Genomic DNA, 21604 nt, shown 5'->3' on the forward strand with positions numbered 1-21604 from the left:
GTCACTATAATCATACTAGGTATCAATGGAATAGAAAAAAGATGACCCCTGTGCAATACAGAGATCATCTTCTTCTGGCTGCTTAAGCCTTTTTTTAAAAATGTCCTTTACAAGGGGTACACTTTATTTTGGAGGGTGCTCTTTTTTTTGTAATTTTGTATAATAATTTAGATTGAATAATATGCCTGGAGGTTCCTGCTGAATGAAGAAAATCCATGTTATCACTTATGGTGATGCTTTTGTCGATTACATAGCAAAAGATACAACAAATGAATCATACATCATACATCTTGGGGGAGCCGCATTAAATATTGCGGTTGGGTTGAGTCGATTGAATGTGCCAACCCAGCTTATCACGGTAACCGGTGAAAATGAAACCGGTATGTTCGCCCGTAAGGAGCTTCTGAAGGAAGGCGTGGGACTTGATTATTCGCAAATGATTCCCGAAAAGCAAGTGAGTGGAGTTTATGTGCATCTTTTACCCGGTGGCGAACGAAGCTTCCATAAATATGTTGATGAAACACCGGACATACAAGTGGAGCAATCCCAAGTTGATCCCGAAGCGTTCCTGCATGCCTCCATCTTTCATATCAGCTCGGGTACCATGTTTCATCCAGTAGCGCTCGAGACCACTCACCATGCAGTGAAGCTAGCAAAAGGAGCTGGCACCTTACTTTCCCTAGATGTGAACATCCGGCGCCCACGCTGGGATAGTGATGAACAATGCAGAAATACAATTCGTTCCTTTTTTCCAGAAGTGGATATTCTCAAGCTAACGGAAGAGGAGTTATTGTTTCTGACTAAAACTTCGCGTATGGAGGAAGGGATAGCCGACCTTGTACAATTTGATATACCGTTGATCCTTGTGACGGTCGGTGAATCAGGCACTTATGTCGTACAAAATCAAATTACCCATCATTTTTCTGTGGAAAAAGTAGAGACAGTCGATACAACGGGTGCCGGAGATGCTTTCATGGCGGGGATTCTACGATATGTTCATGTAAAAGGGATACCTTCCACAGCTGCAGCACTTAGTGACTGCATTGGATTCGCCAACCATCTTGGCGCCCTTGCCACTACAAAGCAGGGAGCTATGACAGCGATGCCACGCTTGGAAGAAATTGATTCTTTGTCAGGTAGGTAGTCAAAAAGCAGTTTGGCATGAACTTTGCGCAGTTCCGCACGAACTCGCCCCGTTTTGGCACGAACTCTTCGTAGTTCCGCACGAACTTGCCCCGGTTTGGCACGAACTCTGCACAATTCCGCACGAACTGTACTTTTTGGGCACGAACTCTCGCCCCGGATCCGCATCAACTCTCCAAAAATGAACTTAAAGCGGAGGACGCCCCGCAAACATACAAAAAGAAAAGCGCATGCCGCAGCATGCGCTAGAAAGTATAGGTTATTTGTCCCATTGGACAGTGATGTAGATCTCCTGGCGTTTTTTCTGCTCTTCGATTGCCTCGGCAGTTTTGCCTTTTTGGCGCTGAATCTGTTCTGCAAGAAAACCGGCTTCGAGCTGGAAGATTGCGTCTTTATTCAACTCAAGGCGTCGCTTCACCATGTCGCCGCTCAGAAGGTATTTAATCTCGTGTTTTTTCTGTTCAATGATCTCGAGCTCTCCCCATCCCGCTTCTTTGAAAAATTGAGAGATCTCTTCCTGGGTGCCAATCGGGAATCGCCTTGCAAGCTGCTTGCCGGACCAATAGATGATCTGTGTGTGATCTTTTCCTAAAAGGTCTGGAAGGAGCATGTCGCGTATCAGTTCGTACCCAAAAACAGGGACTTGTAACGTTGTGTCCATTTCTTCTTGCTGTTCTTGCAGCTTGTTTGCTTCGGTCAATTTACTTCCCCTCTTTCTACTATCCTCATTATATAATAAAGCCCTTCACAAATAAATGAAGCGGAAGAAGTATTTTATACTAGAAAAATATTATCTTATTTTTCTGACATATTAAACTGCACTTGACTTTTTCAAAAATTACAATTTTTGTACGCGTTTTCTTGACGCTTCCAATATGGGGGAGTAAAATAAACTTGTCACATATTTGTCGATATATCTGTAAAGGCTTTCATTATATTGGAAGTTTAAAAAAGGGATGCGGGAGTTCGAGTGATTTTTTACTATAATAGATAGTGAAAGAAAGAACTTGTAAACATCTAATCTATTTTCTTACATTAAAAAGGGGGTTAAGTGATGGCAACAGAACGTGAATTTTTACTTCGAAGACTCCACTCGCTTCTAGGAGTCATTCCGGTTGGTATTTTCTTAATTCAGCATTTGGTTGTTAACCATTTTGCTACAAAGAGTCCGGATGCATTTAACAAAGCGGCACATTTTATGGAGAGCCTGCCGTTCCGTTATGCTTTAGAAATTTTTGTGATTTTCCTGCCAATTCTATTCCACGCAATCTACGGCTTATATATTGCTTTTACAGCAAAGAACAATGTAAGCAAGTATGGGTATGGGCGTAACTGGATGTTCATGGTTCAACGATTCACAGGTGTTGTGACGTTGATTTTCATCGTATGGCATGTATGGGAAACACGTATTGCAGCTGCAAGAGGAGCGGAAGTAAACTTTGATATGATGGCTAACATTCTTGCTAGTCCTGCTATGTTCGGGTTTTACGTTGTTGGTGTAATTGCAACCATTTTCCACTTCGCAAATGGCCTTTGGTCTTTCTGTGTAAGCTGGGGAATTACTGTAACTCCTCGTTCTCAACAAATTGCTACCTACGTGACAATGGGTATCTTTGTCGCTCTTTCAGTCGTAGGAGTTCGAGCATTATTAGCATTCGTATAAGACCTATAGCAACTATTAAGGAGTGAGTTACCATTGAGTAAAAAAATTATCGTGGTCGGCGGTGGATTAGCGGGCTTAATGGCTACCATTAAGATTGCAGAAGCCGGTGTACCAGTGGATTTATTTTCATTAGTACCAGTTAAACGTTCTCACTCGGTTTGTGCCCAGGGTGGAATTAACGGGGCAGTAAACACAAAAGGAGAAGGGGATTCTCCGTGGGAGCATTTTGACGATAGCGTATATGGTGGGGATTTCTTAGCAAATCAACCTCCAGTTAAAGCAATGTGTGAAGCGGCACCAGGGATCATCCATCTTTTGGACCGTATGGGCGTTATGTTCAACCGTACACCAGAAGGACTTTTGGATTTCCGTCGCTTTGGTGGAACGCAGCATCACCGTACAGCATTTGCTGGAGCAACAACAGGCCAGCAGCTATTATATGCACTTGATGAGCAGGTTCGCCGTCATGAAGTATCCGGTCTTGTTACGAAATATGAAGGTTGGGAGTTCCTAGGTTCAGTAGTTGATGACGAAGGCGTATGCCGTGGAGTTGTTGCACAGAACCTGACGAGCATGGAAATCGTTTCGTTCCCTGCTGACGCTGTTATCATGGCAACAGGTGGTCCTGGAATCATTTTCGGTAAATCAACAAACTCTGTCATCAATACCGGTTCTGCTGCATCGATCGTGTATCAGCAGGGTGCCTACTATGCAAACGGTGAATTCATCCAGATCCATCCTACAGCGATTCCAGGGGACGACAAGCTTCGTCTGATGAGTGAATCTGCCCGTGGAGAAGGTGGACGAGTTTGGACATATAAAGATGGGAAGCCTTGGTACTTCCTTGAGGAAAAATACCCTGCCTACGGTAACCTTGTTCCTCGTGATATTGCAACTCGTGAAATCTTTGACGTGTGTGTAAATCAAAAACTAGGTGTAAACGGCGAAAACATGGTATACCTGGATCTTTCTCATAAAGACCCGAAAGAACTGGATATCAAGCTTGGTGGAATCATTGAAATCTATGAAAAGTTCATGGGTGATGATCCTCGTAAAGTGCCAATGAAGATCTTCCCGGCTGTTCACTATTCCATGGGTGGTCTGTGGGTCGATTATGACCAAATGACAAACATTCCAGGTCTATTTGCAGCAGGAGAATGTGATTATTCCCAACATGGTGCAAACCGTCTAGGTGCCAACTCCCTGTTATCTGCCATCTATGGCGGTATGGTAGCTGGTCCAAAAGCGGTTGAATACATGAACGGACTTGAAAAATCTACAGATTCACTTGGAACGTCCCTTTTCGATCGCTATGTAAAAGAAGAAGAGCAGAAATGGAACCGCATCATGACGATGAATGGTACGGAGAACGCGTATGTCCTTCACAAAGAGCTTGGCGAGTGGATGACAGACAACGTAACAGTTGTTCGTTACAACGATAAGCTTTTACAGACAGATGCGAAAATCCAGGAACTATTAGAGCGATATGATAATATCAATATCCATGACACAGCAAAATGGAGCAACCAGGGAGCGGCGTTCACCCGTCAGCTATTCCACATGCTTCAATTGGCGCGTGTAGTGACAATTGGTGCCTATAACCGTAATGAAAGCCGCGGTGCGCACTATAAACCGGACTTCCCGGAACGTAACGATGAAGAATTCCTAAAAACTACAATGGCGAAATTCACTGGCTCTAAATCAGCACCTGAATTCCATTATGAAGATGTGGATGTAAGCTTGATTCCGCCGCGTAAGCGTGACTACTCTAAGAAAAAAGGGGGTAAAGAATGATGGCTGAACAAACTAAAACTGTAACGTTTAAAGTGAAGCGTCAAGATGGTCCTGATGGAACCCCTTTCTATGAAACATTCGAATTGCCCTACCGACCAAACATGAACGTGATTTCCGCCTTGATGGAAGTGCGTCGTAACCCAGTGAATGCAGATGGAAAAGCTACAACTCCTGTAAACTGGGATATGAACTGTTTGGAAGAGGTCTGTGGAGCATGCTCCATGGTAATCAACGGCAAGCCTCGCCAATCCTGTACTGCGCTTGTAGACCAGTTGGAGCAGCCGATCGTGCTTGAGCCGATGAGCACTTTCCCGGTTGTCCGTGACCTGCAGGTGGACAGAAGCCGCATGTTCGATTCCTTGAAAAAGGTAAAAGCTTGGATTCCAATCGACGGAACATACGATCTAGGGCCTGGTCCGCGTATGCCGGAGAAGAAACGCCAATGGGCTTACGAGCTTTCTAAATGTATGACATGTGGTGTTTGTCTCGAAGCATGTCCTAACGTAAACAGCAAATCGGACTTCATCGGTCCTGCTCCTCTTTCCCAGGTGCGACTATTCAATGCGCATCCAACTGGGGAGATGAACAAATCAGAACGCCTGGAAGCAATCATGGGTGACGGTGGGCTTGCAAACTGTGGTAACTCACAGAACTGTGTGCAGTCTTGTCCTAAAGGCATTCCATTGACCACGTCCATTGCGGCACTTAACCGCGATACGACTATCCAGATGTTCCGTAATTTCTTTGGCAGTGACCAAGCATAAATAAAACGAACGCCTCTTTCTTGTTAAGGGGCGTTTTTTTACAAATAAATGATTTATCTGAAGATATTGAAAATAAACAGGAGGTTATCACAAATGAAAAATACAGCTTATATCAATGATATGCATAATTGGATGAATGAGTTCTCATTCAGTCATGAGGTGACAGTCCGCTTCTCGGAAACCGATATGTTTGGTCACATGAACAACACTGTTCCATTTGTCTATTTTGAAGAGTCAAGAATTGAGTTCTTTAAAGCATTGGGATTCATGCAGGATTGGACAAAGCCCACGAGCAGCACCATTCCTGTGGTGGCAGATCTGCAATGCGATTTTCTTAAGCAGGTGTATTTCGGGGAGAAGCTGAAAATCTATGTGAAAGCGAATGAGTTGGGGACATCCTCTGTGGACTTGCATTACCTCGGAAAACGAGAGAATGGGGAACCATGCTTTGTTGGAAGAGGACGGATGGTTCAACTCAACAAGCATACAGGAAAAGGGGAAGCCTGGAGTGCGGAACAGCGCAATTTATTCCTTTCTCCGCTCTCTATAAAAAATTAAAGCCTTTTTTTCCCTTTCAGAAGAAAAACTGCATATTTAGATGTAACTCCATCCTGCCTGCTAACATATTATACCATGACTAAATATACACCCATCCGCTAGTTCAGCTCTGGCTAAGGCAAGGAGGGTTACAATTATTGAAGGAGAAAGAGTTTCAACCAAAGCCATTGCTTACCAAAAGAGAAAGAGAAGTATTTGAGCTGTTAGTTCAAGATAAAACAACAAAAGAGATTGCTGGTGAGTTGTTTATCAGTGAGAAAACAGTTCGGAACCACATTTCAAACGCTATGCAAAAGCTGGGAGTCAAGGGGCGGTCCCAAGCAGTTGTCGAGCTTCTTCGCATGGGAGAGTTAGAGCTTTAATAATCTGCCGGCTATCTATTAACAATTTGTTAAGGAAGATAGTCGGTTATTTTATTCAAAATCCAAGTATTGCGATTGGTTCTCATATGATTATTGATTGTTACATCTTGCATTTTTGAGGAAAACATAAGAGAATGGTAAGGAGAACATTTAATTTCGTGTTACTAATAACTTCACAAGTCCTTTCAGAATATAGATAAAAAGACATATATGTAGAAAGAGGGTCGGGAATGACAATGCAAAATGAGTTAGTATCAGAAGATCAACTGGTAGCGGATATTGAAAAATCATTAAGGTACATAGCGACACTGGTAAAACAGAAAGGTCGCGAAATCCTTAGCAATTATACGATTACACCACCACAATTTGTTGCCTTGCAATGGTTGATGGAGGGCGGGGATATGACGATCGGGGAGCTTTCCACCAAAATGTATCTCGCGTGCAGCACGACAACAGACCTGGTAGACCGCATGGAGAAAAATGAACTCGTACAGCGAGTAAAAGATCCTAACGACCGTCGCGTGGTGCGCATCCATCTTTTGGAAGAGGGCGCGCGGATCATTGAAGAAGTAGTGCATAAGAGACAGGAATATTTGCGAAACATCCTAAAGAACTATTCACAAGATGAGATTTTCATGTTAGAAAAGTGTTTAGCACGATTACATCTAGAAATGAAAGAATGAGGGATTTAGTTGCAAAGACCAATTGGCGTAATTGATTCGGGAGTTGGAGGCCTTACAGTTGCAAAAGAAATAATGCGACAGCTTCCAAAAGAAAGAATTATCTATCTGGGTGACACAGCCCGTTGTCCGTATGGACCAAGACCTGCTGAAGAGGTCCGCAGGTTCACTTGGGAAATGACAAGATTTCTGCTGCTTCACGATATCAAAATGCTCGTGATCGCCTGCAATACCGCGACAGCAGTTGTGTTGGAGGAAATCAGGGATCAGTTGGACATTCCTGTCATAGGTGTCGTGGATCCTGGTGCCCGAACTGCACTGAAAGTCACGTCCAACAACCATGTTGGCGTAATAGGTACGGTAGGGACAGTAAATAGTGGTGCTTATGAAAACGCGTTAAAATCAATCAATAACGATGTCACAGTTGACAGCCTTGCCTGTCCCAACTTCGTCCCATTGGTGGAAAGCGGGGAATTCGAAGGAGAAGCTGCCTTTCGCATTGTCCGTGAAACCTTGATTCCTTTCCAGGGGATGGGCATGGATACGCTGATTCTCGGATGCACCCATTATCCGCTGTTGCGACCTACCATCCAGGAAGTGATGGGACCTGACGTCCAGCTGATCTGTTCAGGGGATGAAACGGCAAGGGAAGTGAGTACCATCCTGAACTTCAAGAAACTACTGAACCGGAAAAACTCCAAAGACGAGCATGTATTCTATACAACAGGCTCCCAAGAGCTTTTCGAAAAAATCGCCTCCAAACTGTTTGAACAGCAGATCAAAAATGTGAAGACGATTGTTTTGGAACCCATCTCGATATAAAAACATGGACTCCATAGGCATTAAAAGAAAAACTCCTTCCATGCCAGAAGGAGTTTTTCTTTTTGGACAAATTCTTTTTTCATCCGGTCTATTTTAGACATAGGGTTCGTATACATGTTAGTACAAACCGTCTTAGGAGGGAAACCTATGTCTAATAAAAAAGTGAAAATGACTGCTGCAGCTGTTCTTGCGTCCTCTGTATTATTGTCTGGATGTGGATTATTCGGAGGGGATGAGCAGGCTACGCCTGAAGCAGATATTCCAAAGGATGTCAGCTATGTGGATGATGCCGAGGATGTAACGGATGAAACGGAAGGAACAGAAACAGAGGGAACAGCGACTGATGGTGAGGATGAAGCTGCAACGGAAACAACCAAAAGGGAATTATACTTAATCGACAGCAATGGCTATGTTGTATCCCAAACATTTGATTTGCCAAAGACGGAAGGTACGGCAAAACAAGCCCTGGAATATCTGGTGAAGGGTGGTCCTATCGAGGAACTGCTGCCTAATGGATTACGTGCGGTTCTTCCGGCAGGTACAGAAGTGGATGTGAACCTGAAGGAGGATGGCACCATTGTTGCTGACTTCTCCAATGAGTTCATTGAATATGATCCGAATGATGAAATGAAAATCCTGGAATCCATCACCTGGACTTTAACACAGTTTCCAAACGTGAAAAAAGTCCAAATCCAGGTAAACGGCCATAACCAGGAAGTAATGCCTGTGAATAAGACACCAATCGGAAAAGGGGTAAGCAGGGCCAACGGTATCAATCTTGATACTTCTGAAACGGTCGATATCCGTAATACCCGCGCGGTAACCCTCTATTTTGTTGCAGAGAACAATGGAGGAGATCCGTATTACGTTCCTGTCACGAAGCGTTTAGCGATGACAGAGTCTAATGACTATACGGCAATCGTCAATGCATTGGTTGCGGGACCCTCCTATAATTCAGGCCTGACGAAGGAATTGAACAATGAGATTAAGCTTTTATCTGAACCGAAATATGCCAATGGCAACCTGACCCTGGATTTCAATGAAGATATCCTTGGGCTGGAGGAGAAGGTGGTGTCCAGAGCGGTAGTGGATTCCCTTGTCCTGACATTAACCGAGCAAGCCGGAGTAGAAACAATCTCCATTACAGTGAATGGGGAAGGCGACTTGATGGCTACAGACGGAACGAATGTATCCGAGCCTGTTGCGAGACCCGAAAATGTGAATACAGGAAGGTTTTAATCTCTAAAATTTGATATACTAATGGAGGACATGTGAAGAGGTGGGTAACTGCCTCTTTTTCCTATTGATTCGTGATCTTACACTCTTACTGTTGGGCGGTTATGATGCTGCCTACTATAGAAAAGGAGTTTAGAATATGCCGAGAGTAGATGGAAGAGATAAAAATGAATTAAGAAAGATTGAAATCATTCCTCATTACATAACCCATCCGGAGGGGTCCGTCCTGATCACAGTTGGGGAGACAAAGGTCATCTGTACAGCAACCGTCGAGGATCGAGTACCCCCGTTTATGCGAGGACAGGGCAAAGGGTGGATCACAGCTGAATATTCCATGTTGCCTAGAGCTACTGAAAAAAGAACCATGCGTGAATCCACAAAAGGAAAAGTATCAGGCCGTACCATGGAAATTCAGCGTCTGATAGGCAGGGCGCTGCGGTCAGTGGTGGACTTGGAGAAACTCGGAGAAAAGACGATCTGGATTGATTGTGACGTGATCCAAGCCGATGGTGGTACAAGGACTGCATCGATAACAGGTGCCTTCGTTGCGATGGTTCTAGCCTTCCAAAAACTTGTGGAAGCGAAAAAAATCAAAGCCTTGCCAATCACGGATTATTTGGCAGCTACATCGGTTGGAATCGATGCGCAACTTGGGCCGATCCTTGATTTGAATTACATAGAAGATTCAAAGGCTCAAGTGGATATGAATGTCGTCATGACAGGTTCGTTGGATTTTGTAGAGTTGCAGGGAACTGGAGAGGAAGCCACTTTTTCAAGAAAACAGCTTAATGAGCTATTGGATCTTGCAGAGGAAGGGATGCTGCAGCTGGTAGAATGCCAAAAGCAGGCGCTTGGCACGATCGCTGAAAACATTGGAATATCAAAAGAGGAAGTGAACAGACGTTGAACATGCAGGAGATTATCATCGCCACGAACAATCCCGGAAAAGTTCTGGAGTTTCAAACAATCTTTGAACCAAAAGGGATCACAGTTAAATCGTTGGCCGATTTCCCAGAGATTCCGGAAGTGGAAGAGACAGGGACAACCTTTGAGGAAAATGCCCTATTGAAAGCAACAGCGCTAGCGGAATATCTGGGCAAGACCGTCCTTGCCGATGACTCCGGGTTGGAAGTGGATGCCCTGAACGGAGAACCTGGTGTGTACTCAGCACGGTACGCGGGTACTAATAAAAATGACAGGGAAAATTATCTGAAAGTGTTAGGACAGCTGGAAAATGTACCTGATGAAAAGAGAACGGCAAGATTCGTATGTGTACTGGCAATCGTGCAACCTTCAGGTAATAATCATACTGTCCGTGGGACCTCTGAAGGAAAGATTACACATCAGCCTATCGGTGAAAATGGATTCGGCTACGATCCCGTATTCTTTGTAGAAGAAAAAGGGAAAACGATGGCACAGCTCTCTAAAGAGGAAAAAAGTGAAATCAGCCACAGAGGGAATGCGATCAAGCAATTGACCAATAAGTGGGATGATCTATTTCTCACAAAATAGGAGTGAGAGGATGAAAGTACTAGTTGTCAGTGACAATCATGGACAAACTGATGTCCTGCAGCAACTGAAGGCCCGACATCAAGATGAGGTGGAGCATTTTGTTCATTGCGGGGATTCTGAATTGCCCTCGGACAGCGCGGCAATGGAAGGGTTTTACGCGGTGCGGGGAAATTGTGATTTCGATAGTGGTTATCCGCAGCAATTAATCAAAGAGGTTGCCAATAATCGCCTCTTTATTGCCCATGGTCACCTACATCAGGTGAAATCCTCCTTGATGCCGATCAAGTATGCTGCAGAAGAGGAGGAGGCCAATATAGTCTGCTTCGGCCACTCTCATATCGCGGGTGCGGAATATACCGGGGGAATCCTCTTTGTGAACCCTGGTAGCATCAGCTTGCCACGTATGACACGAGATAAAACCTATGCTATAATAGAAGAAACAAATCTGGACTTTTTCGTACACTACTATAATGAAAAGGGAGAGAGATTATCCTCTCATACCTTCAACAAGTAGAGAGGGAAAGACCACTTCTCTCTCTTTCTTCTTTTTAAAAGTTATATAAGAAAAGTTTTTGAAAAAGTGTTGACTTTAGAATCCTTATCTCATATAATAAATCTTGTCGCTGATAATAATTAGTAAATATTTCTTGTGACTTGATTCACTTTTAATAATGTCCCAGTAGCTCAGCTGGATAGAGCAACGCCCTTCTAAGGCGTGTGTCGGGGGTTCGAATCCCTCCTGGGACGCCATTTTACCTAAAGCACCATATACGTTTTTATGAGCACTTAATCTTTGAGTGCTGATAAAATTGTATGTGGTGTTTTTTCGTTTAGGGAAAAAAGAGTGCCATCTATCTCGAAATGACAATTTATCCATTCACCACTCATTCCCAAATCACTTGTACTCCCCAATAAACATTGATACACTTGTTTCAAATATTTCCACAAAAAAATAGGATGGAAAAATACATATGAAAAACAAACAGAAACAGATAAAGAAGGTTGTAGAATTTCCAAATCTTAAACAGCGATTATTGGAAAAAGCAATGAACACAATGAAGGAAAAGAAGTTTTCCGAGGCGCTTGCGCTGTTTGAACAAGCAAGAGAAAATGAATATGCCTATGCGGAAGTGGAGCTTGGGATGATTGTATGTTATATGGAACTGGGACAGCTTGCCGAGGCGAAAAACCGCTGTAAGAAAATGCTCAGGGAAGACATCGGGGATTACTTTCACATCCTCCAGATCTATATTACAATCCTTATTCAACTGAAAGAGTACGGGGAAGTGAAGAATACGATTGAGGCGATCTTAGAGGAAGATAAAATCCCGGCCCAGTATGCACAGAACTTTTATCAGCTGCTGGAATTTGCGAGAAAAATGCTCCCAGGACAGGATGAAGCGCAGGAAAAGGAAGACCCGATAATAAACGATGATTCGCACACTTTTCCCATCGAAAAGCTACATACAGGCACACTGCAAAAACAGTATGAAATCATTCAACAATTAAAACAGATGCATATTCGTCCTTATCTTCCTGACATCGAACAATATCTTCAAGATGTAGATAAGCATCCTGTTTTAAAGACATTTCTCCTCCATATATTGAAGGAACAAGGAGTGGAGAAGGAATTTCACGTACAGAAACTGGGGAAAACCGCTGTTGTCGTACCAAAGGATCTACCCACTGGTGAAGAGGATCCATTTTTAAACAAAGTGATTGGAATATTGGATGATTCCGTTAATAGCGAAAATCCGGTTTTATTCGAAAGCTTGAAGGAAATGCTTGTAAGGTTACATACTGCACAGTTTCCAATCCCTTTTCATCCCTCTTCCCCAAAAATTTGGGCAGCAGGATTGCATAGGTTAGGCAATGTTCTCTATGGTATTCCTGATGACGAAGAGGAATTTTTTGAGCAATACGGTGTAAAGACTGTTGAACTGGAGGGCATCCTTGACCAAATTAGGAAGCTTGAAGATTTTTCATTTTTACATTTATAATGGTATCTGTTGAACTCGTTGCAGGTTGTGTTATAATGTAAGGGTTGTAAACTGTATATACCATATAGGTTTCTTAGGTTGTGCCAGAATATGGGGCAATCAGGAATGTGCATGCAGCAAATTTTATAAACAAACAACCGCGTGAAAATGTGGTTATGCCGATTAGATAGTGACTGTTTCATTATCTTTTTCGAAAATAGATGTTGGAGGGAAAATTATGTCTGCTAAATGGGAAAAGTTAGAAGGAAATCAAGGCGTGTTAACAATCGAAGTTGACGCTGAAACTGTTAACAAGGGTCTTGACGAAGCATTTAAAAAAGTTGTAACAAAAGTTAACGTACCTGGATTCCGTAAAGGTAAAGTACCTCGTGGAATGTTCGAACAACGCTTTGGTGTGGAAGTACTTTATCAAGATGCTCTTGATATCATTCTTCCTGAAGCTTATGCAAAAGCTGTAACTGAAACTGGTATCGAGCCTGTTGACCAACCGGAAATCGATATCGAAAACATCGAAAAGAACCAGCCTTTGGTATTCACTGCGAAAGTAATCGTGAAGCCGGAAGTTAAACTTGGCGACTACAAAGGGTTAGAAGTTGAGCGTATGGATGCAAACGTTTCTGACGAAGATGTAGATGCTGAATTAAAGGGTCTTCAAGAGCGTCAAGCTGAGCTTGTAGTAAAAGAAGAAGGCGCTGTAGAAAATGGCGACACAGTTGTGATGGACTTTGAAGGATTCGTAAACGGCGAAGCTTTCGAAGGTGGAAAAGCGGAGAACTATTCTTTGGAAATCGGTTCTAACACGTTCATTCCAGGCTTCGAAGAGCAACTGGTTGGAATGACAGCTGGAGCAGAGAAAGAAGTAGAAGTTTCTTTCCCTGAAGAGTACCACGCTGAAGAGCTTGCTGGTAAGCCTTCTGTATTCAAAGTGACACTTCACGAAATCAAAACAAAAGAACTTCCTGCACTTGACGACGAGTTCGCGAAAGATGTAGACGAAGAAGTTGAAACGCTTGAAGAACTTAAAGCAAAAACAAAAGCTCGTTTAGAAGAAGCAAAGAAAACAGAAGCTGACAATCATCTTCGTGACACTCTAGTGGAAAAAGCTGCTGCAAACACAGAAGTGGAAGTTCCAGAAGCTATGGTGAAAACAGAAACTGACCGCATGGTTAAAGAATTCGAACAACGCCTTCAAATGCAAGGTATGACTTTAGATCTTTACTTCCAATTCTCTGGTCAGGACGAAGAAGCTCTGCGCACTCAAATGAAAGAGGATGCAGAAAAGCGTGTGAAAATGAACTTGACTCTTGAAGCTATTTCCATTGCTGAAAACATCGAAGTAACAGATGAAGAAGCGAACGAAGAGGTAGAAAAAATGGCTGGCATGTACAATATGCCTGTAGAGCAAATCAAGCAAGCACTAGGAAGCTTGGAAGGTCTTAAAGAAGATTTGAAAATCAGAAAAGCAATTGATTTCCTTGTAGAAAACAGTAAAGATGTTGCATAATAATAAATAAGAGACAAGGCGCGACTTAATCGTGCCTTGTTTTGTACCATCTGGACAAGATTCTGATTAGATTTTCCTTTATTTCCACCCATCGCTGTGTTATTTATTTCATATCATGGATACAATAGTACGGACTCTTCCTCTAAAATATCCATACATAACCAAAGAGATATTATTAGAAATGTTAGGTAAATATGTGGTAAAATGCAGTACATAACTATTCGTTTTGATTAATGGGAAAATGGATTTTTTCTTATTGGATAAGAAAGCTGGGCAGGATAATATGTCTGTTCGGCATTTCTATTCTTTGTTTTATCTTAGCCAGCCGGTGGATGAGAATAGAGAGAAATGATAAGGGGTGAAACAATTTGTTTAAATTTAATGACGAAAAAGGACAATTAAAATGTTCTTTCTGTGGGAAAACGCAGGATCAAGTTCGAAAACTTGTTGCTGGGCCAGGTGTATACATATGTGATGAATGTATTGAACTTTGTACAGAGATTGTGGAAGAGGAGCTAGGTACAGAGGAAGAAGTTGAGTTTAAAGACGTTCCGAAACCAAAAGAGATTCGTGATATTCTAGACGAGTATGTTATTGGACAGGAGTCTGCTAAAAAATCGCTTTCCGTAGCGGTATATAACCACTACAAGCGTATCAATTCGAATAGCAAGATTGATGATGTGGAGCTTGCGAAGAGTAATATTGCCATGATCGGCCCTACTGGTAGTGGGAAAACCTTATTGGCTCAAACTTTAGCAAGAATACTGAATGTTCCTTTTGCTATTGCCGATGCGACTTCTTTGACAGAGGCTGGTTATGTTGGGGAAGACGTAGAGAATATTCTGCTTAAACTGATTCAAGCGGCGGACTATGATGTAGAAAAGGCTGAAAAAGGCATCATCTACATCGATGAAATTGATAAAGTGGCACGTAAGTCGGAGAATCCTTCCATTACGCGCGACGTTTCCGGTGAAGGTGTACAGCAAGCGTTGCTGAAGATTTTGGAAGGTACTGTTGCAAGTGTACCTCCACAAGGCGGACGTAAGCACCCTCATCAGGAATTCATTCAAATCGATACCACGAATATCCTATTTATTTGCGGTGGGGCATTTGACGGAATCGAACAAATCATCAAGCGCCGTCTAGGTAAAAAGGTAATTGGATTCGGAACTGTTGAAGCAAAGGCGGATGAGCTGGAGCAAAAGGAACTTCTTGCTAAAGTGTTGCCAGAAGACCTTCTTCGCTTTGGTTTAATCCCGGAGTTCATCGGACGTCTTCCGGTTACTGCAAGCTTAATGCCGTTGGATGAAGATGCATTGATCGAAATCCTGACTAAGCCTAAAAATGCACTTGTGAAGCAATATCAAAAAATGTTGGATCTTGATAATGTCGAGCTTGAGTTTGAAGATGGAGCGTTAGTTGAGATTGCGAAAAAAGCGATCGAAAGAAAAACGGGTGCACGTGGACTAAGATCCATCATTGAAGGCATCATGCTTGATGTGATGTATGAACTTCCTTCAAGAGATGATATTAAAAAATGTGTCATCACAGCTGATACCGTAGCAAACAATGTCGCTCCAAAACTGATTCTGGATGATGGATCCGAATTGGAAGAGGACGAAAAGACATCTGCATAAACAGTAAAAGAGCATTCCTTTGGGAGTGCTCTTTTTTGTATTCAATCAAATTGCATATTGAAAATAAAGTAAAGTGCTCCGATTTCCAAGGGGGAAATCAAATTCTCCCTATGAATGACAAAACTGAATCTGGGCTTTGGAAAACGCTTCTCCACTTTAATTTCAGCAACAAGCATTCCATCACTTTTTATGTAGGCTTTCCGCTTGAACATCTCCTTTTGAATTGTAAGGGTATTATTCTCCTTTTCATATAGGAACTTGCCATGCGTCTTTACTTTAGATATATCTTTTAAAATATATTTCTTTTCTTCAAACTGCTGATTTTGTATGAGAATATCCCACTTCATCCTTAATAAATTCTCTTTAAAGGTTCGTTCCTGTACTATCAGTTCCTCCCCAGTTTGTGCAGATCCTCTGCAATCCTTTTTCCCGAAAAACACGATGACACCTTCCGATAAAATCGGGATAGGCAGTTTGGATATGATTTCTATCCATTTTTTTCGATAGGTCCGTCCAAAAGAGGCTATTGTTTGTCCTTCTAGATTAGAAATTTTTAATGGTTTCGATGAATATTTGAACAGTGGTAAGGTAAATGTATATTCCTGCAAAAAAGCACCCCCTTCCTTGTATTTTACGGGTAAGCAAAGAATAAGTTTCATAATTTAACCAAATGCACATTTGTGGTTTATTCCATCTTTTGCACGGAGATACTAGCAAATAATCACATCACGAATGCAGGAGGGTAATTATGTCTTGGACAGGTATTGCACTGTTTATTCAGCTTTTCTTTGGAGTCATCATTGGACTCTATTTTTGGAACCTGCTACGAAATCAACGTACTCAGAAAGTCTCAATTGATAAAGAGTCAAAAAAGGAAATGGAACAATTACGTAAAATGAGAAGCATCTCTCTATCCGAGCCTTTGGCGGAAAAAGTGAGGCCGACCAGTTTCAAAGAAATAGTCGGACAAGAAGACGGAATCAAAGCATTGAAAGCGGCAATATGCGGACCAAATCCACAGCATGTCATCATTTACGGACCTCCTGGAGTGGGGAAAACTGCTGCAGCACGACTGGTATTGGAGGAAGCAAAAAAGAACAGGAAGTCACCTTTTAAATCATCTGCGGTATTTATTGAACTGGATGCAACCACAGCCAGATTCGATGAAAGAGGAATTGCCGATCCGTTGATTGGATCTGTGCATGACCCGATCTATCAAGGTGCAGGTGCGATGGGACAAGCTGGTATACCACAACCGAAACAGGGTGCTGTAACCCATGCGCATGGAGGGATGCTCTTCATTGATGAAATCGGGGAGCTGCATTCCATTCAAATGAATAAACTCCTGAAAGTGCTTGAAGACCGAAAAGTGTTCCTTGATAGTGCGTACTATAGTGAAGAGAATCATCAAATCCCTCAACATATTCATGATATTTTCCAAAATGGTCTGCCGGCGGATTTCCGGTTGGTTGGTGCAACTACAAGAACACCAAACGAAATACCTCCAGCTATTCGCTCCCGTTGTATGGAAGTATTTTTCCGTGAATTGGACAAAGAAGAGTTGGAAGTGGTTGCAAGGAACGCTGTGGACAAGATACATATGACAGCAGAGGAGGCTGGAATCAGTCTGCTCGCCTCATACACAAGAAATGGGCGGGAAGTGGTGAACATGATGCAGATTGCCGCAGGCCTTGCCATTACAGAAGACAGATACGAAGTGAAGCTTGAAGACATTGAGTGGGTCATCCATTCCAGTCAGCTAGCACCTAAATACGAAAACAAAATCAAGGAAAAAGCACAGCTTGGTCTCGTAAATGGCCTTGCGGTATTTGGACCAAATTCAGGAGCGTTATTGGAAATTGAAGTAACGGCCATCCCGACCGAGCCTAAAAAAGGTACGGTGAATATAACTGGAATCGTGGAAGAGGAAAGCCTTGGTGGCCAAAGCGGCAAATCAGTGCGCCGCAAAAGTATGGCCAAGGGATCGGTGGAAAATGTCATCACGGTACTGCGTTCACTTGGGGTACCTGCTGCTGATTTCGATATCCATGTGAACTTTCCTGGAGGTGTCCCGATTGATGGACCTTCAGCGGGAATAGCAATGGCAACAGGAATCTATTCCGCCATCTTCAAATTGCCTGTTTCCAATCTGATTGCGATGACAGGGGAAATCAGTATCCATGGTACAGTCAAACCGATCGGTGGAGTGATTCCAAAGATTAAGGCGGCTAAGCAGGCGGGGGCTGAGAGAGTGATTATCCCAGCAGAAAATATGCAGTCCATCATCAGAGAAATAGAAGGAATCGAAGTGATTCCGGTGCATGAGTTCCAGGAAGTCCTGGAACTGGCCTTGGTAAGGGAAAAAGCGACCGACACCATTATCGAGAATATACTACAGGTGCCAATCTCTGTACCGAAAACGGAATCGATGTAACACTGGTTGCTTCAATAAATAGAACTTTTTGTGGTGGGGGTATCGTGAAAATGATACCCTCATTGCCGTTTATTATGGGAGGTGAAGGTATCGATTACGCTTGTTGATACCCTCTCTTTATCTAAACTGATGGTGAAGAGGAATCAATCGCGCTGGTTGATAACCTTCACTCTAGTTAATAGAGAGCAGTGAGGTAATCAATCCCTCCTTTTGATACCCTCACCCCAGGAAAAGAGAGCAGTAAGTGAATCAACCATTCCTTATTCAACCTCCTTTAACACCTCAAATAAACTCATTTATTGCACTTCCACCCCTAAAAAGGTAAAATTTTTACTACTGGTTTTGATAATAACTTCCTGAAACAAGTAAAGAATAGTACAAACAATATCTTTTCTTTGTATTTGCCCACTCTTAATTAGACAGGGCTATGCAATTAGGATAGAATTGAACAAAGATGAAACAACAATGGATAGCGTACGGGGGTGTTACGATGGCAGAGAATAAGGAATATCATGTTCCATTATTGCCTTTAAGAGGTTTGATGGTGTTTCCGACGATGGTGCTTCACTTGGATGTGGGCAGGGATAAATCCATTCAGGCCTTGGAAACAGCAATGCTGAATGACAATATTGTAGTCCTTTCTACACAAAAAGAGGTAAGTACGGATGTACCATCAGAAGAGGATCTGTATGAATGGGGAACATTGACGAAGGTAAAGCAGATGCTGAAGCTCCCAAATGGGACGGTCCGTGTACTGGTAGAGGGGCTTGAGCGTGCTAAGATTGAAGAGTTCATCGAGAAGGAAACACATTGGGAAGCGAAGTTGCTGACCTATCCTGATACAGAGGATAAGGATGCAGAAGATGAAGCGTTGATGAGAACGTTATTGGAATACTTTCATACATATACGAAGCTTTCAAAGAAGACGACGATCGAGACGTATCATACGGTCTCTGATATTGCGGAGCCGGGAAGAATGGCGGATATCGTCACTTCGCATCTCCCGTTAAAAATGAAAGAGAAGCAAGCGGTGCTCGAAACGAGAGACGTAAAGGATCGACTTCATAAAGTAATCAAGTATGTAAACAACGAAAAAGAAGTACTTCAATTGGAAAAGAAAATCGGACTTCGCGTGAAGCGTTCGATGGAACGTACGCAGAAGGAATATTACCTTCGTGAACAAATGAAGGCAATTCAAAAAGAGCTTGGTGATAAGGAAGGCAAAGCAGGTGAAATTGAAGAACTGAAAGAAAAGCTGAGCAAGATTGACATGCCTGAGAACGTGAAAAAGACGGCATTAAAAGAAATCGACCGGTATGAAAAAATCCCATCCAGCTCAGCCGAAAGCTCTGTAATCCGCAATTATATCGACTGGCTATTAGGCTTGCCATGGGATATCTCCACAGAGGATCAGCTTGATATTAAAAGAGCCGAACAAATCCTGAATGAAGATCATTTCGGTTTGGAAAATGTAAAAGAGCGCGTACTGGAGTACTTGGCGGTACAGCAGCTGACAAAATCACTGAAGGGGCCGATTCTTTGCTTGGCGGGACCTCCAGGAGTGGGGAAAACGTCGCTTGCGAGATCCATTGCAAAATCCCTGAACAGAAAGTTCGTCCGAGTTTCCCTGGGCGGCGTGCGGGATGAGTCTGAAATCCGTGGACACAGAAGAACCTATGTCGGTGCCATGCCGGGCCGTATTATTCAAGGAATGAAAAAAGCGGGAACAATCAATCCAGTTTTCCTCTTGGATGAAATCGATAAGATGTCCAATGATTTCCGTGGGGATCCTTCTTCTGCCCTGTTGGAGGTGCTGGATCCGGAACAGAATTTTAATTTCAGTGACCATTATATCGAAGAGGCCTATGATTTATCGAACGTCATGTTTGTGGCGACAGCCAACAATCTGGCGACAATTCCTGGGCCGCTTCGTGACCGTATGGAAATAATCACGATCGCTGGGTATACAGAAATAGAAAAGCTGAATATCGGTAAAGACCATCTATTGCCAAGACAGGCGAAAGAGCATGGATTGCAGAAAAACCTGCTTCAGATCCGTGATGAAGCGATTCTTTCCATTATCCGTTACCACACGAGAGAAGCGGGAGTCCGTAGTCTGGAGAGACAGCTTGCCTCCATCTGCAGAAAAGCAGCTAAGGTCATTGTATCGGGTAGCAAGAAACGTGTCATCATCACCAATAAGAACCTACCGGAATTTTTAGGAAAGCCGAAATTCCGTTATGGACAGGCTGAGCTCGAGGATCAGGTTGGTGTAGCGACAGGATTGGCGTATACGACTGTTGGAGGAGATACTTTATCCATTGAAGTTTCTTTATCTCCGGGTAAAGGAAAGCTGCTCCTGACTGGGAAGCTTGGCGATGTGATGAAGGAATCTGCACATGCGGCATTCAGCTTTATCCGCTCCAGAGCGAAAGAGTTGAATATCGATCCTGATTTTAACGAGAAAAACGATATCCACATACACGTTCCTGAAGGAGCTGTACCGAAAGACGGCCCTTCTGCAGGTATCACGATGGCAACAGCCCTCATCTCCGCATTAACTGGGAAACCGGTCCGCAAAGAGGTGGGAATGACCGGGGAGATTACCTTAAGAGGACGGGTGCTGCCAATTGGCGGACTAAAGGAGAAATCTTTAAGTGCGCATCGTGCAGGACTGAAGACAGTAATACTACCAAAAGATAATGAAAAAGATTTGGATGATATTCCAGAAAGTGTGCGGGAAGATTTGACGTTTGTCTTAGTATCACATCTAGATGAAGTGTTGGAACACGCATTAACAGGAGAGACACAATGAAAGTAACACAAGCAGAAATTGTAATCAGTGCCGTAAAACCAGAACAGTATCCTAGTGATCTTTTGCCGGAATTTGCCTTGGCGGGTCGTTCCAATGTAGGGAAATCATCGTTCATCAACAAGATGATCAATCGAAAAAACCTTGCGAGAACTTCCTCCAAACCGGGTAAGACCCAAACATTGAACTTTTACTTGATCAATGAAATGCTTCATTTTGTGGATGTTCCAGGCTATGGATTCGCTAAAGTGCCAAAATCGGAACGTGACGCCTGGGGCAGAATGATGCAGACTTATTTGACATCACGCGAGCAGCTTCGTGCTGTTTTGATGATCGTCGATCTGCGCCACCCGCCATCCAAGGACGATGTGACGATGTATGACTATCTGAAGCACTATGATCTTCCGGTGATCGTCATTGCGACGAAAGCGGATAAGATCCCTAAAGGCAAATGGCAGAAGCATAAGAAGGTAGTAAGAGAAACCTTGGATATGGATCAGGAGGATGAAGTAGTTCTTTTCTCTTCTGAAACCGGACAAGGAAAAGATGAAGTGTGGGGTATCCTTCAAAAGAGAATGAAATAACATATGAAGCGGTAGGACATTAGTCCTGCCGCTTTTTTTACATTTCATTTTAAATTTTTTAAAAGTTATAAAATATAGGTTTATTCAGAATTGCCGAAA

20 protein-coding genes and 1 tRNA gene are annotated in these 21604 nt (G+C 42.9%); 19 read left to right on the plus strand and 2 right to left on the minus strand.

The genetic code is table 11. The features are described from left to right. The first annotated feature begins 202 nt into the window (after nucleotides 1-202). Complete coding sequence (locus ACQCT5_RS07570; protein ID WP_499640583.1) at nucleotides 203-1144, plus strand: carbohydrate kinase family protein; 942 nt, start codon at nucleotides 203-205, stop codon at nucleotides 1142-1144. A gap of 258 nt (nucleotides 1145-1402) precedes the next feature. On the opposite strand, the gene ACQCT5_RS07575 is transcribed toward ACQCT5_RS07570, so the two are convergent. Beyond that, the gene (locus tag ACQCT5_RS07575) at nucleotides 1403-1843 is read right to left on the minus strand and encodes a YslB family protein (RefSeq protein WP_499640585.1); all 441 of its coding nucleotides are present in this window, start codon (nucleotides 1841-1843) and stop codon (nucleotides 1403-1405) included. A gap of 354 nt (nucleotides 1844-2197) precedes the next feature. Between ACQCT5_RS07575 and ACQCT5_RS07580 the strand changes: the two genes are divergently transcribed. From ACQCT5_RS07580 to clpX, 15 genes are all read left to right on the plus strand, one after another. Further along, a complete protein-coding gene (locus ACQCT5_RS07580; protein ID WP_386640716.1) occupies nucleotides 2198-2806 on the plus strand; it encodes a succinate dehydrogenase cytochrome b558 subunit in 609 nt (202 codons plus the stop codon). A gap of 33 nt (nucleotides 2807-2839) precedes the next feature. Next, the gene (gene sdhA, locus ACQCT5_RS07585) at nucleotides 2840-4600 is read left to right on the plus strand and encodes a succinate dehydrogenase flavoprotein subunit (RefSeq protein WP_499640588.1); all 1761 of its coding nucleotides are present in this window, start codon (nucleotides 2840-2842) and stop codon (nucleotides 4598-4600) included. Then, entirely contained in the window at nucleotides 4597-5364 is a 768-nt protein-coding gene (gene sdhB, locus ACQCT5_RS07590; RefSeq protein WP_386640711.1) for a succinate dehydrogenase iron-sulfur subunit, read from the plus strand. Before sdhA ends, sdhB begins: the two co-directional genes overlap by 4 nt. A gap of 93 nt (nucleotides 5365-5457) precedes the next feature. After that, a complete protein-coding gene (locus tag ACQCT5_RS07595; RefSeq protein WP_499640590.1) occupies nucleotides 5458-5922 on the plus strand; it encodes an acyl-CoA thioesterase in 465 nt (154 codons plus the stop codon). A gap of 137 nt (nucleotides 5923-6059) precedes the next feature. After that, nucleotides 6060-6284: a spore germination transcription factor GerE gene (gene gerE, locus ACQCT5_RS07600; protein WP_047972062.1), complete on the plus strand. Its 225-nt coding sequence runs from the start codon at nucleotides 6060-6062 to the stop codon at nucleotides 6282-6284. Nucleotides 6285-6514: 230 nt separating this feature from the next. Beyond that, a complete protein-coding gene (locus ACQCT5_RS07605) occupies nucleotides 6515-6967 on the plus strand; it encodes a MarR family winged helix-turn-helix transcriptional regulator (RefSeq protein ID WP_386640705.1) in 453 nt (150 codons plus the stop codon). 9 nt (nucleotides 6968-6976) lie between these two features. Next, nucleotides 6977-7786 carry a glutamate racemase gene (gene racE, locus ACQCT5_RS07610; RefSeq protein WP_499640594.1) on the plus strand — a complete coding sequence of 270 codons (810 nt, stop codon included), beginning with the start codon at nucleotides 6977-6979 and terminating at the stop codon, nucleotides 7784-7786. A 147-nt stretch (nucleotides 7787-7933) separates the two neighbouring features. After that, nucleotides 7934-9025, plus strand: a complete 1092-nt coding sequence (locus tag ACQCT5_RS07615; RefSeq protein ID WP_499640595.1) for a GerMN domain-containing protein — start codon at nucleotides 7934-7936, stop codon at nucleotides 9023-9025. 136 nt (nucleotides 9026-9161) lie between these two features. Further along, nucleotides 9162-9929 carry a ribonuclease PH gene (gene rph / locus ACQCT5_RS07620; RefSeq protein WP_499640597.1) on the plus strand — a complete coding sequence of 256 codons (768 nt, stop codon included), beginning with the start codon at nucleotides 9162-9164 and terminating at the stop codon, nucleotides 9927-9929. A 2-nt stretch (nucleotides 9930-9931) separates the two neighbouring features. Further along, entirely contained in the window at nucleotides 9932-10534 is a 603-nt protein-coding gene (locus tag ACQCT5_RS07625; protein ID WP_499641156.1) for an XTP/dITP diphosphatase, read from the plus strand. A gap of 10 nt (nucleotides 10535-10544) precedes the next feature. Continuing rightward, nucleotides 10545-11048, plus strand: coding sequence for a metallophosphoesterase (locus ACQCT5_RS07630; RefSeq protein WP_499640599.1), 504 nt, complete (start codon nucleotides 10545-10547; stop codon nucleotides 11046-11048). Nucleotides 11049-11207: 159 nt separating this feature from the next. After that, nucleotides 11208-11284, plus strand: a tRNA-Arg gene (locus tag ACQCT5_RS07635). A gap of 221 nt (nucleotides 11285-11505) precedes the next feature. After that, complete coding sequence (locus tag ACQCT5_RS07640; protein WP_499640600.1) at nucleotides 11506-12534, plus strand: tetratricopeptide repeat protein; 1029 nt, start codon at nucleotides 11506-11508, stop codon at nucleotides 12532-12534. Between the two features lie 217 nt (nucleotides 12535-12751). After that, nucleotides 12752-14038, plus strand: a complete 1287-nt coding sequence (gene tig, locus ACQCT5_RS07645; protein ID WP_499640602.1) for a trigger factor — start codon at nucleotides 12752-12754, stop codon at nucleotides 14036-14038. A gap of 368 nt (nucleotides 14039-14406) precedes the next feature. Then, entirely contained in the window at nucleotides 14407-15675 is a 1269-nt protein-coding gene (clpX, locus tag ACQCT5_RS07650; RefSeq protein WP_499640603.1) for an ATP-dependent protease ATP-binding subunit ClpX, read from the plus strand. A 41-nt stretch (nucleotides 15676-15716) separates the two neighbouring features. Here the strand turns inward: clpX and ACQCT5_RS07655 are convergent, their stop codons facing one another. Then, nucleotides 15717-16283: a tubby C-terminal domain-like protein gene (locus tag ACQCT5_RS07655; RefSeq protein WP_499640605.1), complete on the minus strand. Its 567-nt coding sequence runs from the start codon at nucleotides 16281-16283 to the stop codon at nucleotides 15717-15719. 140 nt (nucleotides 16284-16423) lie between these two features. On the opposite strand from ACQCT5_RS07655, the gene lonB reads away from it, so the two are divergent. From lonB to yihA, 3 genes are all read left to right on the plus strand, one after another. Further along, complete coding sequence (gene lonB, locus ACQCT5_RS07660) at nucleotides 16424-18109, plus strand: ATP-dependent protease LonB (protein WP_499640607.1); 1686 nt, start codon at nucleotides 16424-16426, stop codon at nucleotides 18107-18109. Between the two features lie 490 nt (nucleotides 18110-18599). Next, a complete protein-coding gene (gene lon / locus ACQCT5_RS07665; RefSeq protein WP_499640609.1) occupies nucleotides 18600-20924 on the plus strand; it encodes an endopeptidase La in 2325 nt (774 codons plus the stop codon). After that, complete coding sequence (yihA, locus tag ACQCT5_RS07670) at nucleotides 20921-21505, plus strand: ribosome biogenesis GTP-binding protein YihA/YsxC (RefSeq protein WP_386640675.1); 585 nt, start codon at nucleotides 20921-20923, stop codon at nucleotides 21503-21505. Before lon ends, yihA begins: the two co-directional genes overlap by 4 nt. Nucleotides 21506-21604: the final 99 nt, after the last annotated feature.

Origin of the sequence: Sutcliffiella halmapala, from assembly GCF_050107295.1 — a bacterium.
Classification (GTDB): domain Bacteria; phylum Bacillota; class Bacilli; order Bacillales; family Bacillaceae_I; genus Sutcliffiella_A; species Sutcliffiella_A halmapala_A.

Excerpts from the sequence above, each read along its gene's own strand:
- sdhB (WP_386640711.1), top strand. The coding sequence starts at position 4,597 with ATGATGGCTGAACAAACTAAAACTGTAACGTTTAAAGTGAAGCGTCAA.
- ACQCT5_RS07615 (WP_499640595.1), top strand. The coding sequence starts at position 7,934 with ATGTCTAATAAAAAAGTGAAAATGACTGCTGCAGCTGTTCTTGCGTCC.
- rph (WP_499640597.1), top strand. The coding sequence starts at position 9,162 with ATGCCGAGAGTAGATGGAAGAGATAAAAATGAATTAAGAAAGATTGAA.
- ACQCT5_RS07640 (WP_499640600.1), top strand. The coding sequence starts at position 11,506 with ATGAAAAACAAACAGAAACAGATAAAGAAGGTTGTAGAATTTCCAAAT.
- yihA (WP_386640675.1), top strand. The coding sequence starts at position 20,921 with ATGAAAGTAACACAAGCAGAAATTGTAATCAGTGCCGTAAAACCAGAA.
- lonB (WP_499640607.1), top strand. The coding sequence starts at position 16,424 with ATGTCTTGGACAGGTATTGCACTGTTTATTCAGCTTTTCTTTGGAGTC.
- ACQCT5_RS07595 (WP_499640590.1), top strand. The coding sequence starts at position 5,458 with ATGAAAAATACAGCTTATATCAATGATATGCATAATTGGATGAATGAG.
- tig (WP_499640602.1), top strand. The coding sequence starts at position 12,752 with ATGTCTGCTAAATGGGAAAAGTTAGAAGGAAATCAAGGCGTGTTAACA.
- lon (WP_499640609.1), top strand. The coding sequence starts at position 18,600 with ATGGCAGAGAATAAGGAATATCATGTTCCATTATTGCCTTTAAGAGGT.
- ACQCT5_RS07625 (WP_499641156.1), top strand. The coding sequence starts at position 9,932 with ATGCAGGAGATTATCATCGCCACGAACAATCCCGGAAAAGTTCTGGAG.
- ACQCT5_RS07580 (WP_386640716.1), top strand. The coding sequence starts at position 2,198 with ATGGCAACAGAACGTGAATTTTTACTTCGAAGACTCCACTCGCTTCTA.
- ACQCT5_RS07570 (WP_499640583.1), top strand. The coding sequence starts at position 203 with ATGAAGAAAATCCATGTTATCACTTATGGTGATGCTTTTGTCGATTAC.
- ACQCT5_RS07630 (WP_499640599.1), top strand. The coding sequence starts at position 10,545 with ATGAAAGTACTAGTTGTCAGTGACAATCATGGACAAACTGATGTCCTG.
- ACQCT5_RS07605 (WP_386640705.1), top strand. The coding sequence starts at position 6,515 with ATGACAATGCAAAATGAGTTAGTATCAGAAGATCAACTGGTAGCGGAT.